At 35.9% G+C, this 15,428-nt stretch carries 17 protein-coding genes; 6 read left to right on the plus strand and 11 right to left on the minus strand.

The window, feature by feature from the left end; translation table 11 throughout:
* Nucleotides 1–9: 9 nt before the first annotated feature.
* From L1275_RS06220 to L1275_RS06265, 10 genes are all read right to left on the minus strand, one after another.
* Nucleotides 10–381 carry a polymorphic toxin type 8 domain-containing protein gene (locus tag L1275_RS06220; RefSeq protein WP_253470919.1) on the minus strand — a complete coding sequence of 124 codons (372 nt, stop codon included), beginning with the start codon at nt 379–381 and terminating at the stop codon, nt 10–12.
* A 233-nt stretch (nt 382–614) separates the two neighbouring features.
* The gene (locus tag L1275_RS06225) at nt 615–1,028 is read right to left on the minus strand and encodes a hypothetical protein (protein ID WP_253470921.1); all 414 of its coding nucleotides are present in this window, start codon (nt 1,026–1,028) and stop codon (nt 615–617) included.
* A 4-nt stretch (nt 1,029–1,032) separates the two neighbouring features.
* Nucleotides 1,033–2,928: an RHS repeat domain-containing protein gene (locus L1275_RS06230; RefSeq protein ID WP_253470923.1), complete on the minus strand. Its 1,896-nt coding sequence runs from the start codon at nt 2,926–2,928 to the stop codon at nt 1,033–1,035.
* A gap of 308 nt (nt 2,929–3,236) precedes the next feature.
* Nucleotides 3,237–3,428, minus strand: coding sequence for a hypothetical protein (locus L1275_RS06235; protein WP_253470925.1), 192 nt, complete (start codon nt 3,426–3,428; stop codon nt 3,237–3,239).
* A gap of 338 nt (nt 3,429–3,766) precedes the next feature.
* Nucleotides 3,767–4,186 (minus strand): hypothetical protein, encoded by a 420-nt coding sequence (locus L1275_RS06240; protein WP_253470927.1) that lies wholly within the window; start codon nt 4,184–4,186, stop codon nt 3,767–3,769.
* A 369-nt stretch (nt 4,187–4,555) separates the two neighbouring features.
* Nucleotides 4,556–5,029 carry a hypothetical protein gene (locus L1275_RS06245; RefSeq protein ID WP_253470929.1) on the minus strand — a complete coding sequence of 158 codons (474 nt, stop codon included), beginning with the start codon at nt 5,027–5,029 and terminating at the stop codon, nt 4,556–4,558.
* Between the two features lie 34 nt (nt 5,030–5,063).
* A complete protein-coding gene (locus L1275_RS06250; RefSeq protein WP_253470931.1) occupies nt 5,064–5,504 on the minus strand; it encodes a hypothetical protein in 441 nt (146 codons plus the stop codon).
* Nucleotides 5,505–5,841: 337 nt separating this feature from the next.
* Nucleotides 5,842–6,174, minus strand: a complete 333-nt coding sequence (locus L1275_RS06255) for a hypothetical protein (RefSeq protein WP_253470933.1) — start codon at nt 6,172–6,174, stop codon at nt 5,842–5,844.
* Between the two features lie 393 nt (nt 6,175–6,567).
* Nucleotides 6,568–6,939, minus strand: coding sequence for a hypothetical protein (locus L1275_RS06260; RefSeq protein WP_253470935.1), 372 nt, complete (start codon nt 6,937–6,939; stop codon nt 6,568–6,570).
* Between the two features lie 35 nt (nt 6,940–6,974).
* Complete coding sequence (locus L1275_RS06265) at nt 6,975–7,856, minus strand: PPK2 family polyphosphate kinase (RefSeq protein ID WP_253470937.1); 882 nt, start codon at nt 7,854–7,856, stop codon at nt 6,975–6,977.
* A gap of 102 nt (nt 7,857–7,958) precedes the next feature.
* On the opposite strand from L1275_RS06265, the gene L1275_RS06270 reads away from it, so the two are divergent.
* The 6 genes from L1275_RS06270 to L1275_RS06295 all read left to right on the plus strand — a co-directional run bounded on the left by L1275_RS06270 (nt 7,959) and on the right by L1275_RS06295 (nt 13,716).
* Entirely contained in the window at nt 7,959–8,798 is an 840-nt protein-coding gene (locus L1275_RS06270; protein WP_253470939.1) for a hypothetical protein, read from the plus strand.
* Between the two features lie 121 nt (nt 8,799–8,919).
* A complete protein-coding gene (locus tag L1275_RS06275) occupies nt 8,920–9,363 on the plus strand; it encodes a MarR family winged helix-turn-helix transcriptional regulator (RefSeq protein WP_253470941.1) in 444 nt (147 codons plus the stop codon).
* A 175-nt stretch (nt 9,364–9,538) separates the two neighbouring features.
* The gene (locus tag L1275_RS06280) at nt 9,539–10,930 is read left to right on the plus strand and encodes a TolC family protein (protein ID WP_253470943.1); all 1,392 of its coding nucleotides are present in this window, start codon (nt 9,539–9,541) and stop codon (nt 10,928–10,930) included.
* A gap of 12 nt (nt 10,931–10,942) precedes the next feature.
* The gene (locus L1275_RS06285; RefSeq protein WP_253470945.1) at nt 10,943–11,896 is read left to right on the plus strand and encodes an HlyD family secretion protein; all 954 of its coding nucleotides are present in this window, start codon (nt 10,943–10,945) and stop codon (nt 11,894–11,896) included.
* A gap of 3 nt (nt 11,897–11,899) precedes the next feature.
* Nucleotides 11,900–13,069, plus strand: a complete 1,170-nt coding sequence (locus tag L1275_RS06290; RefSeq protein ID WP_253470947.1) for an ABC transporter permease — start codon at nt 11,900–11,902, stop codon at nt 13,067–13,069.
* Nucleotides 13,070–13,236: 167 nt separating this feature from the next.
* On the plus strand, nt 13,237–13,716 hold the full coding sequence (locus L1275_RS06295) for a lipocalin family protein (protein WP_253470949.1): 480 nt from the start codon (nt 13,237–13,239) through the stop codon (nt 13,714–13,716).
* A 67-nt stretch (nt 13,717–13,783) separates the two neighbouring features.
* On the opposite strand, the gene L1275_RS06300 is transcribed toward L1275_RS06295, so the two are convergent.
* A complete protein-coding gene (locus L1275_RS06300) occupies nt 13,784–15,418 on the minus strand; it encodes an ABC-F family ATP-binding cassette domain-containing protein (RefSeq protein WP_253470951.1) in 1,635 nt (544 codons plus the stop codon).
* Between the last annotated feature and the right edge of the window lie 10 nt (nt 15,419–15,428).

The following is a 15,428-nucleotide window of genomic DNA, read 5'->3' on the forward strand; positions in this document are numbered from 1 at the left end:
AATTTATATTTATTGTATAGGTCTTTCTTTATTTCTCTTTCCGTTGTTATCATATTTGTGCTGATTTCTATGATCCTTCCTATTCTGTAAATTAGAATGTTTATAGGAATATCCTTTAGCTGCTTCTCGACCTCTTTCATGAGCTAGATCTCTACCAGGACGATTCCTCATAGATGTTCTTTTTCCTCTATCAATTTGATTTTTCTCTTGCTTTAACCACCCCTTATCAGATTTACCAAGCTTAGGCTCAGTCATTAACTCAGCTAATCGTTCTTGTTTACCAGATCTTCCTTGCTTTAATAATGCTTTTGCGTTATCAGCCGACTTAGCACCATCAATAGCTTTTTCTATCGTTTTGACGTGTTTTCCCCGTTGCCGCACGGATCCTTTCGTGTGGCAAAATTCAACATACTAATATTCCTCTCATAAAACGCAAGTAATATACAAAGAAACCTAATTCTATTTTGACAATTTTGAAACTCATGCTTTTATCGATAAACTGCCTTTGTAAACACAAAACTCCCAATATTATTGAGAGTTTGTGTATTTAATATAGACCACGCGAGCGGACTCACGCGATAGCGGGGAAATTACCATATTACTTAGTACCAATTTCATTTTACAAACTGCCTATAAACTGCTACTTCTAATCGATCATTCTTGTATAATCTTCCACCGTCATTGCTCCATATAATAACACCATCATAAACTGTATAGTTTATTGTGTAAAAATGATGCTTTTGTCCTTCACTAAAAATCACATCAAAAAAACCATAACTTACTTTCAGATTCACGGCACCCCTATCTAATATTGGTTCCATGTAGCTAAACGTATTAATTATTTCTTCAATTTGTTTCGTATCCTTTATTACTATGTTTCCTTTACTCAGTTTATCATAACTACAATCAACTTTATTAATAATCTCAATCTCATCAACTTTTGTGACTTCTATTTTTGATGCTTTTGAATTCCGCTCTGCACAAGAATATAAGCAAATTATTATATATATATATATTACGTTTTTCATGATATTATTTTTTAGGGTTTTTAAGAGTAGATTGGAGGATTGTACTTGTAATTGAAGCACTTGCTCCAGCCTTAAAAGAAGAATAACCAGTACCTAGTGAAACACCATACATTGTTGGTGTCCAATCAAACATATTTTTGACTCCCATACTAAGTGAACCATTAATAGGTCCATACCCCCCTGAAAGATTTATGGAATATCCAGTTACACTATTTCGGTTAAATTTATTTTTCTCTGTCGGCGAAGCAAAAATTGCTCCTATTTCAACACCTCCACCAATAGAAATTCCTAGAGATGGAGAAGGCCCATCAGTACTATACTGAAAAATTCCCTCGGCATCTTTCCCTGTCAAAAAAGCCACCATACTAGTATTTCCACTAATACCTCCTCCTGCAACAATACTCCCTCCTAAACTAATTGAAATAGCATCTGCTTTTCCCAAAATAGTTTCAAATATTTGGATTTGCTTATCTATTCCATTTATTTCTATTGGCTTGAATTCATTTTCTCTATTTGTTATTGGATCATGAGTAGGAATAATCGGTATTTGAGTGTCAATCATCACATCTATTAATTCAGTTTTAACGACAACAATAGGTTTCAATTCGCCTGTAGAAAGATTTTTTCCCCGAATTATAATGTCATCATTCTCAACTGCCATCATTCCATCAGGATCAATAAATCTGACAGGGTTATTTAGGACATATGTATATGGACTGAACCTTCTCGAAACCTCCGCTAAGGGATCCACGTTCATCCATCTCCCTAGTGCCGCATCATAATTCCGAGCACCGTAATCATATAACCCAAGCCCCAGCTCGTCTTGGAACTCCTTGCCGTTGTACTTATACTGCTCCGCGGCTTTATTTGCCGATTGCGCAACTGCGGCATTGTCTCCTTGATGTTGCAGTCCAAATGGATAATAGTTATTTTCACTTAAAACCTCGTCCTGAGACACTAATCCATCGCCATTGGTATCCGAGTAACTCAATCGAACGTTTCCGAGATGATCTTTGTACTGATAAACGTATTTATTGGTTTGCGCATTGTAATAACCCTCTGCAGTTGGAAAAAACTGCAATTGACCGTTTTCATACTGAAAACCTCCCAGATAATCTGTAGTGGTACTAACACCACTAGTTGGAGTAACGATCTTTTGCACTTTAGCCCCTACAGCATTGTAAATATAATTAATTTTTCCACCAGTGATGGTGATTTCTGTAGGTAAATTTAGGTGGTTGTATTTGATGTCGGTAATCCCTTTGTTTTTGTCGGTAATCATATTTCCAAAACCGTCATAGGTATAATCGATTCCACTGTGACTCCCCTTTCTAAAGCCAGCGGCATTAGCAGTTGCATCGGTAACAGTTTGCAATTGATTGCCTTCATAGGAGTACTGCAAGTCATCAATTTCTATAACGTTATTTAATACCGGTGCACCGTTGCGTTTTAAGGTTATTATATTCCCATTTTTATCGTAGGTCAACTTTTCATTATAGGCATTAGCCATCCCCGTAATCATACCTGGATACTGAAAAGTGGCATTTTTTAATCGATTTAAATCGTCGTAATCATATTTATAAACGCTTTTAATATTGCTTTTGGCGGTACGCCAAATTTGTTGCCTAATATTACCATTAAACAATGGCTTAATTTCGTCCGTAGGTGTCGGATTACTTCCCGGCACACTGTTGTCTGTTCCAAATTTATTATAATTAAGCTTTAAGGAAAACAAATTGGGATTTACTAACTGACTATTATCGACATCATTTATTTGTGTCAGCCATCCCCGAATGTTGTAGGTAAAAATTACTCTTTGCAAAAAAGTTGATGTACCGTGTAGAGCGCCAACCTCTTTACCAACCAAGGTATTAATATTGTCATAAATATTTTTAGTCAAAATCACTTTATCTCCAGCATCAACTTTATGTGTGTGTTCTACCCCGCTGCCGCACGAATCCTTTCGTGTGGCAAAACTAACTATATTAACACATCTATCTCAAAACGCATGTAATATACAAAGAAACCTCATTTTATTTTGACAAAACCAGAAGACTTACTTCTATCGATAAACTGCCTTTTTAAACACAAAACTCCCCAATGTGATGGAGAGTTTTGTATGTATTATAGACCACGCGAGAGGACTCGCGCGGTAGCGTATCCGAACATTTTTAATACTCGCGCACCAATGGGGGTAATCAAATTCAGCTAAAACAAAATTCTATAAAACATTACCAATCCCAATAGAAAAAGACCAGTTCCTCCAGCATATCCCTTTAAGTGCATTACATAACTCGTTGTTACGGTTTTATTTTTATTCTTTTCATCTTTAAGAGTCATTAAAAACAACAAAATACCTCCCACCACTAAGATTATTGCCAAAAATATATCTCTCATCATTTTTTATTTTGTTCATTAATTACTCTTTGAGCTCCTGTCGCTTTTAATGAAGCTCCTCCACTGCCGCACGAAATGAAATTCGACAGAGTCAATCCCTTCGTGTGGCAAAGCAATCTATATTAACGGATCTATCTCAAAAAGCATGTAATATACGAAGAAACCTCATTCTATTTTGACAAAGTCAGTAGACCCGCTTTTATCGATAAACTGCCTTTTTAAACACAAAACTCCCAACATGATTGAGAGTTTTTCTATTTTATATAGACTACGCGAGAGGACTCGCGCGGTAGCGTAGTGGGATATTTTTAATACTCGAGCATCAGCGGGGGCAATTAACGTTACATTTCTTTAACATATCTGCCAGAAAAAAAATATTTAAATTTCAGAACATCTTTATTAAATAATCCATCTCCTAATACAACATTATTAAAAGGAATTTCAAAAATCACTCCCTCTTCATGTATTGAACTTGGGTACCTATAACTTATATACAAATTTTTCCCAAAAACACTGTCTAATTTAGGTTGAGAATCCTCTCCCCTTATATTTATTTCTTCTATTATACTATTATTCTCGTCGCATATTTTAAGGTTAATACTTTCTCCAAAGGCTCCTTGTTCTATTTTATTGAGAGTTATCGTTTTATTCGCTGTACTGTACTCTTGAATTAAACTTACTTTATCAACTTCACAATCACGTTTTTTATCAGAACATGATGTAAGCACTGCTAAATACAATATTAAAACATCTAATTTCATGCTATTATACTTTTAAATATTTTACTAAAGTTTGAATTAAAACTATCTAAAGTTCGGATGTAATCCCACGCTGCCGCACGAAATGAAATTCGACAGAGTCAATCCTTTCATGTGGCAAAGCTATCTATATTAACACATCTATCTCAAAACGCATGTAATATACAAAGAAACCTCATTTTATTTTGACAAAACCAGAAGACTTACTTCTATCGATAAACTGCCTTTTTAAACACAAAACTCCCAACATGATTGAGAGTTTTTCTATTTTATATAGACTACGCGAGAGGACTCGCGCGGTAGCGTATCCGGACATTTTTAATACTTGCGCACCAACGAGGGGGGTTTTATTCTATAACTAATTTTAGAACATTAATACATACTATCAAAAGTCCAAGTTTCTAATTTCCACCCTTGTTCCAATAATTCAATTATAAGCGTATCATTCATCATTCCCCATGGAGATAGCTTTCTATGCTCTTCAGATAATTTAGAAACAGTTTCACGTTTCAAAGTTTTCGAATCAACTATTTGCCAAGCATCACCAGTAAAATTTATTGTTCTATAATACCTAGGAACCTCAAAATATTCAGGTAATGCATAATTACCAATCTTAGTAACTATCTTTTTTCTCACTGCAGATTTTAATGGAAATCGATTAAAAAAGTAATCACTTTTAATAATCGATTTCAATTCGGTCGGGGTATCACTCCACAAATTATAAAAGACTTTTATTAATTCTACTTCATTTTTCGTGTCAAATGGAACTTCAACACATTGAAAATATATCTTATTCCCCTTTTCTGTAGTAAGTTCAAATATATCGCCTAATTCTACTTTACTCATCATTTTAAAATTAATATTTATAGTCTCCCTATTTTTAATACTCGCGCAACACCACCGGACACGCTTTTTCTAAACTTTCAAAGTAGCCTCCAATTTCCTGTATTTGAACTTTTTTGATAATTGCAAAAACTACTGAATCTAATTCTTGAAACTGTTTACAGGAATTATTAACAAATATTCTTTTTTTATTGTTTTTATTCTGTACAATCATAATGTATCGTGTACCATCATCAAAATCATCGTCAATAGAATCACATTCTAACTTCACTATTTTATAAAGTTTTTCCTGAATACTATCCAACTCTTCTTGCTCCAAAAAACTTTCATATAATCTACCGTTTTCGTTCACTTTATTGATTAACAACAACACATTCCCCTCAGTGTCTATTTTGTAAGATTTTGTGTATTCGTTATAAATTACCGTTAAATCCATATTGTAATAACGTTCATTAGTTTTTTCAACTTTACAACTCATACAAAACAATAGTATGAAACAAGCTATAAAGTAACATTTTTCATTTATTTTCATATCCATTTCTTTTTATCACAAAATCGCGCTTGATAAGCCAATCTTTAGTGTGACAAAACTAACTATATTAATCTATTTTCATCAAAAGAGGAGTATTATTACGAGAAACATTATTCTATTTTGACAAAGTTGAACCACATACTTTTATAGATAAACTGCCTTTTTAAACACAAAACTCCCCAATGTGATGGAGAGTTTTGTATGTATTATAGACCACGCGAGAGGACTCGCGCGGTAGCGTAGCCCGATATTTTTAATACTCGCGCAGCAGTGGGAGTTTCTATTAGTTCTCTATTTTTCCTTGTATGTCTTTCAATATTTCTTTCAATTGTTTTTCTTCTTCATAGTAATTAAAAATTTCTATAAGTTGACTTAGAGATTCTCCCTCCCACGCATTTTTGGAGTTATCAATGTTTGAAATAGATTCCTTCATTGTTTTTCTACTAACTTCTTCTCCTATTAATTTATAAACATCTTTTTCATAATCTCCTAAACTGATTATTGGAGTTGGCCAATCATTAATTGCAACAAGAAGTATGCTTATTACTTCCTTTATAGTTCCTGTTAATTTTTCCGATTCTTGAACCTTTTCAAGATAATTCACTAATAAACTCATTGTCCTAAATTTTTAAATGCTTTTTGATGCCAATAGTTATACTTAGTTTTTACAACAAATACTTGCCTTGTAGTATTGTTTCCCCGCTGCTGCTGCACGAAATGAAATTCGACAGAGTCAATTCTTTCGTGTGACAAAGCTATCTATATTAACAGATCCATCTCAAAACGTATGTAATATACAAAGAAACCTCATTCTATTTTGACACAATCAGAAGACTTACTTCTATCGATATACTGCCTATGTAAACATAAAACCCTCAACATAATTGAGCGTTTTAGTTTTTAAAATAGACCACGCAAGAGGACTCGCTCGGTAGCGTATCCGAACATTTTTAATACTCGCGCAACCGCTGGGTGCGGTAGCTAGGAAAAAATGTTGCAATCACCGATATTAATACTTAATGTTTTTTGCTATTTCGTTATAATCTAACATCTCAATCAGTGTTCCACTACGATAGTGATATACCAACAATGTCCCCTTTTTCTTTGAAATAGAATCGTCCAATTTGAACTTATCTTCCCATTCAAAAGGTACTTCAAAAAGACCGTCAGAAGTTTTTAAAACTAAAACTTGGCGATCTCCTCTATACATGGAGTTGACTTTCCCGAAACAAGCTATTTTTACTTTATAACTTAGATAGATTTCACTACTGGTTCTTTCATCGGTTATACTTTCCCAAAACACATATCCGAAAAGCCCAACAAGAGGAAAAAACATCATAAAATAAAGAAAAAACTTGACCTTATTGTCTATGCCTTCCATCTTAATAGCAATAATTATTACAACAAAAAAGAAAACTAATCATTCCTCAACTGCTCTTTATACAATTCGATATTTTCTTCCATTCCCGCTTCGAGTTCTCCTTGTTTAATATCGGTATATTTCTGTAGTTCCTCCCACAATATACCCGCCAACATCAACCGCGATAAAGCTTTGTTATCTGACGGTATCACATACCAAGGATTTTTTTCTGTCGATGTTTTATTGATCGCTTCTTCATAATATTCTTCATATTGATCCCATAATTCGCGTTCCTTCAAATCCGCCGCAGAAAACTTCCAATTGTGCTCGTCTTTATTCAGTCGGCGAAACAATCGTTTTTTTTGTTCGGCTTTACTCAGGTGCAGGAAAAACTTAAAAACAATCATGCCGTTTTCAGAAATATGCTGTTCAAAATTATTGATTTGCTGCATGCGTTTATCCCAAAAATCCGCAGGAACATCATCTACCTTTTCAATACCGGGCAGGTTTTCGTTTAATAAGTATTCTGGATGCACTCTCGTTACCAACACATTTTCGTAATGGGTCCGGTTGAATACCGTAAACTTACCTCTTTCGGGTAAAGCGATATAATGTCGCCAGAGATAGTCGTGCTCCAACTCCGCTGAATTGGGAGTTTTAAAACTCTGAACAACTACTCCACGAGGATTAAATTCCTTAAAAACCTCGCGAATCAAACTGTCCTTACCCGAGGTATCCATTCCCTGTATACAGATCAAAACACTATAACGGTTATGCGCATACATCTTATCCTGAAATTTACTGAGTTTTTCTCGAAGTTTAGCAAGTTGTTTGATCGCTTTTTCATCGGTCATCCCCAAATCTACTTCAGTCGGGAGTTCTTTTAGTGTTATTTTATCCTGAACTTTACAGCGGGATGTGAAATGGGTTTCTTTCATCTTTTTTATTTAAAAGTATAAAAAAAATAATGATTAGTTATTCCCAAATCGCTTATTTATGCCAAAAAATTACCTTATATTTAACATTGATAATAAAAAACCATGAAAAAATTCACATTAGAACTCTTTATAAAAATTTTTGGAATTAGTGCCGCATCAGGCATCGGTTATCAACAAGATGTGATTCACTTAATTGCTGACACAGCCGATGTATTGTATGAATATCAAATCCCAAATGAAAAACTGAGTAAAACTGCCTTAAATGAAAGTGGTACACTGGCAGAAAACCTCGGTAAAGTAGGGAAATCCGATTTTGAATCAATGACCACAGACGGTATCAATTATTATATTTTTGGATCGGGCTCTGGAGAAATGCGAAACACCTTAGTCGAAATTAATCGCGAGAGCAAAGAAGTCATCAGCATCAATGATTTAACCGTTTTGTATGAATCAATGAAGAGTTTTTCAGGTATAGATTCCGAGAATTTTAATATAGAAGGCGTGAGCCTTTACCAAGATAAATGGTACTTTTTAAATCGCGGTAACGGTCCAAAAGAACAAAACGGCATCTTTACGATTAGCGGTGAAAATATACTAGAAAGTTTTAACATCGTCTATAACCCAATCAAATTGCCAAAAATCGATGGAGTACGAGCTGGATTTACCGATGCCTGTGTCGTTGACGGGCAATTGTATTTTCTAGCCGCCGCAGAAGACAGCTCCTCCACTTACCTAGACGGAACCGTAAAAGGCAGTTTAATCGGTAGTATTGACTTGGAAAAGATGAAAGTCAAATCAACCCAAATAATCAGTAAAACACATAAATTCGAAGGATTAGCGCTTTATTCGAAAAACAAAAAAGACCTAAGCTTTCTACTTTGTGAAGATGCGGATAATGATTCAAAGGAGGCTGATATTTACAAGCTTCACTTAAAAATATAAGATATATACCAATTACAACATCTATATATTATAAATATAGTGAATTTTAATAAAAAATCAAAGAAATTTGGATGTGTCAATTATTAAAAATACCTTTGTAGTTGTTTAAACAACTGTTGTTATGGAAACTAAATTAACTCACGAAGAAATTTACAATTTATTGACCGGTAGAATTGTTTTAGCTATGAATCGCGCTTTGGTTCACAATTTTCGCTCCAAGAACATTACATTAAGCAAGGAGCAATGGTCAATACTAGCGGTATTGTGGAAACAAGACGGTTGTTCTCAACAGCATCTCGCCGATCAAACTCACCGCGATAAGCCGAGTGTGACGCGACTGCTCGACAAAATGGAGGTTGATAATTTAATCGTGCGTCAAGCGGATGCTAACGATCGCAGATTGAATTTAATTTTTTTAACTGAAAAGGGAAAATCTTTTGAAGCACCTACTTTACAAGCGGTTAATGAAACCGTTGCTAAGGCCACATCAAACCTCAGTGACGACCAGATGAATCTTTTAAAGCAGACGATAAAAACGATTTACCTCAATATTGAAAAGATATAATACGCAGTTGTTTGTCATCATTTAGCTATTAAAAAAACGCTCGCAACAACTCTTACTTATAAAAATAATGAAATCGGCATTTAATCTTGGACAAACCAAGCGGTAAAGTATTAAACACTGCAATAGTTTAAAACCAGTAACAACTGCCTATTACCAAAACAAATATGATCTACAGATGAAAAAAACTTTATTATGCGGTTGTCTATGGGCTTTAACGTTCGTGCCTGCACAAGCACAGATAGGTCTTAGTAACAGTTTGGAACAAGCTATTGACAAAGCACTTGAAAAAAGTGCCGTTGTCAAAAATCAGCATTACGACATCAAAAAACTCGAATTGCAACGCAAAGGAGTTTTAAACACTTATCTACCTCGAGTAGAGGGAACTGCTATGTATGCTTATTTAGATAATAGGTTAACCGTAGATGTACCTACGTATTCAACCTTTTGGGGAGCTGAATTATTTGAGGGAAAGAGCTCTTTTGACAACTCAGCTCAGGCTTTTCACGCGGGACTAACCGCTAAAGTTCCTTTATTCACGGGTATGCAAGTTCCCAATGGCGCTAAAGCATTACAGCAAAAAATTGAAGGAACTGAGTACCTATTAGCCTCTCAAAAAGATGATATCATCAAAGAAGTCATCAGCAGTTTTGATCAGATCTCACTTTTAAATCAAGCCGATAAATTAATTAAAGAGAGCGAAATACGCCTTGACAAAGAAACGCAACGGGTAGAAAAAGCGATTTCTTTGGGATTAGCGATTCCCTATGATCGCGACAAAATCAAATACGCCAGCTTAGAGCTCAACTCCAAAAAAGTGGAAAGCCGTGGAAACCGAAAGGTACTCTATCAAAAAATACGCTATTTAACGGATTATTCAGACCAAGAGATTGAAAGCGTTCACTATGAACTGACCCCTTATTTAATTCAGGAATCCGGACTTAGCTCAAGTGAAAAACAAGAATTGAAAGCATTGGAATCTTTTAAAACGGCACTGGATTATCTACTTAAAAAAGAAAAGGGAACATTTTTACCTACTGTAGGCGCTTTTGCGGGACTATCCTACACCAGTCTTTTCGATATCAACGCCTCGTCTAACGCCACTGTTTTGGGAGTGCAAAAAGAAATTGACCTGAAGTTAAACGAATTGACGATCAGTCCGAATTGGATGTTTGGCGTAGCCTTAAAATGGGAGATTTTCAGCGGCTTAGAACGCAAACACAAAGTGGAAGAAGCCCAAATCAATATAGCGCAAATGCAAACTAAAATCGACGATACCAAAGAGAAGTTGGATCTGCTGTTGAATCATAACTTTTCAAAATACGAGGTTTTACTGGAAAAAATTGCCATAGCCGAACAACAAGAAAAAATTGCAAACAACAATCTAACGATGGCTATCAAGCAATACCAACAAGGGTTGATAACGGTATCTGAGCGACTAGAAGCTGAAAATGATATCTACAAAGCGGCCTTAAACAAGGTCAATACTTTGATTGAACAACGTATGTCAGCCATAGAGACCATTACTACGACTGGGCAATTAACTAATTATCTTTCTAAAAACAACTAAACCATACTACAGATGAAAAATCTATTTTCAATATTTGCTATTTTAACCTTGGTGGTATCTTGTAAGCAACCCTTAGATAATCAACTAAATCAAGGAAAGATCGAAAGAGATCAAATTGCTGTTGTGGGTAAAATACCGGGACGCATCTTAAAAATATATGTACACGAAGGAGACATTGTCAAAAAAGGGGATACTTTGGCGTTTTTAGATGCTCCGGAAGTTGATGCCAAGAAAAGTCAGGCCGAAGGCGCATTAACCTCTGCGAATGCCCAATATCAAATGGCCACTAAGGGAGCAACCGACAATCAACTAAAGCAATTACACGCCAAAGAGAAAGCGATACGAGAGCAATTTAATTTTGCACAGAAATCGATTCAGCGTTTGGATGGGATGATTAAGGACTCCCTGATTTCTCAACAAACCTATGACGAGGCATTTACTAAATATCAAGGAGCTCAAGCGCAGTTACTAGCCGTTCAAGCCGAAATTGCCGATGTACAGCACGGTGTGCGTATCGAACAACAAACCATGGCATTAGGTCAGAAAGAGCGTGCCTTAGGAGCACTACAGGAAGTTCAATCGGCTGAAAATGATCGCTATATCATCGCGCCACAAGACATGAGTATCGATAATATCTCTTTAAAAGTCGGTGAACTGGCCTTACCGGGTTATGCTTTATTTAGCGGTTATCTTTCTAATAGTGTTTATTTCAGATTTACCATACCTGAAAGCAAGCTCAACCAAGTACAAAAAGGGCAAGAAATCACGGTAAACGTTCCGTACAACAACAGCCAGATAAAAGCAAAGGTCATCAATATCAAACAATTGGGTGCTTATGCTAATATTGCGACAGCCTATCCAGATTACGAGATGCAAGAAACGCTTTTCGAAATAAAAATAATCCCGGTAGACGTCAATCAAGCCAATGAATTACTGACCAAAACCACAGTAACCTTAACCCTATAAACCATGAAGAACTTTTTTTCGCTCTTAAAACGAGAATTTCGCATGTTTTGGGGAAATAAAATTCTCCGCCTACTCTTTATAGGAGCCCCGTTAATGTATGGTATACTGTTGGGCTATGTATATGGAAAGGGAAAAGCAACGGATATTCCGATCATCGTCATCGATGAAGACCGCACCGAAATGAGCGCCAAAGCCATACAGATGTTTGAAGACAATGAGGTTTTATATGTTGCACAACTACTTCATGACGAACGCGGCTTATCTGATGCCACCATAAAATATGATGCTTCTGCAGTGGTTGTGATACCAAAGGGGTTTCAAAATGAAATTTCCACAAAGAAATATCCTGAAATAGTAACCATAGTCAATACCGCAAATATATTGACTGCGAACTATGCATCAAGTGCCGTTCAATTGTGTTTGGGAACTTTAAAAGCGGGAATTCAAATTCAAACCTTAATGAAACAAGGAATGCCGCCTGCTATAGCCGCTACACAATATGAACCTTTTAAGGCGACCTTTATCAAAAAGAACAACCGCAGTACGAATTATATGTATTTTTTATGGCCTGGTGTATTAGCCGCTGTACTGCAACAGGTACTACTTCTAGGATTGGCTCTGTCCTTTGCCTCCGAATATGAAAACGGCACTTTTGGGGATTTAATAAAAAGAGCCCCATCGATCAATAAGATGTTAGCCGTAAAAATCATTCCTTATCTGATAATGAGTTTTGGCGTTTGGCTGATGTATTGGTTGTTCACTTTTTGGTTTAGAGTACCTTTTTACGAAAACCTCGGTGCCTTAACACTGGTTGCTGGAGTATTTGTAGTTGCGGTCAGTTTTATCGGAGTACTGGTCAGTATTATGGTTCCGAACCAACTAAAAGCGACAGAAATTCTCATGGTTATTGCAACGCCAAGCTTTATCTTAAGTGGTTTTACCTGGCCACTGAGTCAAATGCCGTTATGGGTGCAATATCTAGCCGATGTGATACCGCTAACGCATTTCTTAAAAGCCTTTAGAGTTTTGATTATTGAAGAAGGTAGACTCGATCAAACTTATTCCTTTATAGGTGCCTTACTAATTATCATAGTCGTTTGCGGTTTTTGCAGTTATCTCGGTTTATATTACAAGAAGAAAGCCTATTTAAAAAATAATCCTGAAATCACCTAACCAATAAATCGTTTGCATATCTATATATCAGCGCTATATTTCCTTGAGATATAGCGCTTTTTATACGACAAAACTATCTTTTTAACACAATAAAACACCTTAAAATTGTACCGATTAACTTCTTTTAAATATTTACTTTCGCACCTTATTAAAAAAACTAAGAAAAAATGAAAAAAATTATTACAGCATTAACATTTACAAGTCTTTTATTTCTAGCTATTGGGTGTAGTAGTGACGATAGTAGCACACCTCCTCCTCCTCCTCCTCCTCCAGAACCTACAACTCAAGAATTGTTGATTGGAAAATGGAATATTCAAGAAGAAGGAGAAATTACAAATGGTATCAAAAAAGCGTATGAAATGGACGACTGTTCAGCCAAAGATACTTATGACTTTACCAAAGACTTCCAATACATCAACGAATACCATGAGAAACAACAAAATCAAGACTGCACTACTCATAATGAGCAAGGAACTTGGTTACTTAAGAACGAAAAATCACTACTATTAACTTTTTCTTCTCAAGAAATTCCTACAATAACAGAAACAGCAGATGTTAAAATAGTTCTAATAACCGCAACAGAATTACAATTGGAATACAAAGAAGAAGAAGATAATAATACCTACTACTTACACCTTAAAAAGTAATTATAATCCATAAAAATAGGGACTGCCAATGACGACAGTCCCTTTTTTTTTCAAACCTTAGTTTCATTTATTTCTTTTCGATTTCTCTTAAGTTCTCCATTTTCTTATGTGCCAAGAAACCTTTAATATCTTCAAAATGCTCCCGTACTCGTTTGTTTCCAAATTCAAATACTTTTTCTGCTAAACCATCCAAAAAGTCCCTATCGTGAGATACCAAAATCACGGTTCCCTCAAAATCTTTTAAAGCTTCCTTGATAATATCTTTGGTCTTCATGTCCAAATGGTTGGTCGGCTCATCGAGTATCAATACATTCACGGGTTCCAACAGCAATTTAATCATTGCTAAACGCGTTTTTTCACCTCCTGAAAGTACCTTTACTTTTTTCTGAATATCGTCTCCCGAAAACATAAATGCACCCAATATGTTTTTGATTTGCGTTCGAATATCTCCCTCGGCAATGCGGTCAATGGTATCGAATATCGTTAAGTTTTCATCCAACAACGAGGCTTGATTTTGTGCAAAGTAACCAATCTGTACGTTATGCCCCACCTCAAGTTTTCCATCAAAGTCAATTTCGTTCATGATCGCTTTGATCATCGTCGATTTTCCCTCTCCATTTTTACCGACAAAAGCTACTTTCTGTCCGCGCTCAATCACCATATTGGCTTTTTGAAATACCACGTGATCACCATATACTTTTGTTAGCTCTTCTACCACTACCGGATATTGTCCTGAGCGGGCTGCTGGTGGAAATTTTAGGCGTAAGGCCGAATTATCAACCTCATCAACCTGAATGATATCGAGTTTCTCTAACATTTTTACTCGAGATTGAACCTGTAGGGTTTTGGAATAAGTTCCTTTAAAACGCTCGATAAATTCAGTATTTTCCGCAATCATTTTTTGTTGCTCCTCATAGGCCTTGATCTGATGCAAACGACGGTCTTGACGCAACACTAAATAATCGGAATATTTAGCCTTATAATCGTAGATTCTTCCCATAGTTACCTCAATGGTTCTATTGGTGATATTATCGACAAAAGCCCTATCGTGAGAAATAACCATAACCGCTTTGGCAGAGGTGATCAAAAACTCCTCTAACCATTGAATACTTTCGATATCCATGTGGTTGGTTGGCTCATCCAATAAGATCAAATCCGGTTTTTGAAGCAAGATTTTAGCCAGCTCAATGCGCATTCTCCATCCTCCACTAAATTCCGAAGTTGGACGCGTAAAGTCTGAACGTTCAAATCCTAGTCCCTTCAATATTTTTTCAACTTCCGCCTCGTAATTTACCTCATCTATCGCGTAAAATTTTTCGCTCAATTCAGAAACGCGTTCGATCAACTTCATATAAGCATCACTTTCGTAATCCGTACGTATGGTTAGCTGTTCATTGATTTCATCGATTTCCTTTTTCATATTGAAAACAGTAGCAAAGGCTTTGGAAGTTTCTTCCATCACCGTACAATCATCCTGAGTCAATAAATGTTGTGGCAAATATGCTATTACCGCATCTCTAGGTGCGGAAACCGACCCCAAAGAGGGTTTGCTCTGATTAGCAACTATTTTTAACAAAGTGGACTTACCCGCTCCGTTTTTACCCATCAAGGCAATTTTATCATTTTCATTAATCGAAAAACTTACCCCACTAAAAAGGGTTGTTCCTCCAAATTGAACAGCTACATCATTTACTGTAATCATCGAATTGTTT

This window comes from Flavobacterium sp. HSC-61S13 (genome assembly GCF_024171535.1).
Classification (GTDB): Bacteria; Bacteroidota; Bacteroidia; order Flavobacteriales; family Flavobacteriaceae; genus Flavobacterium.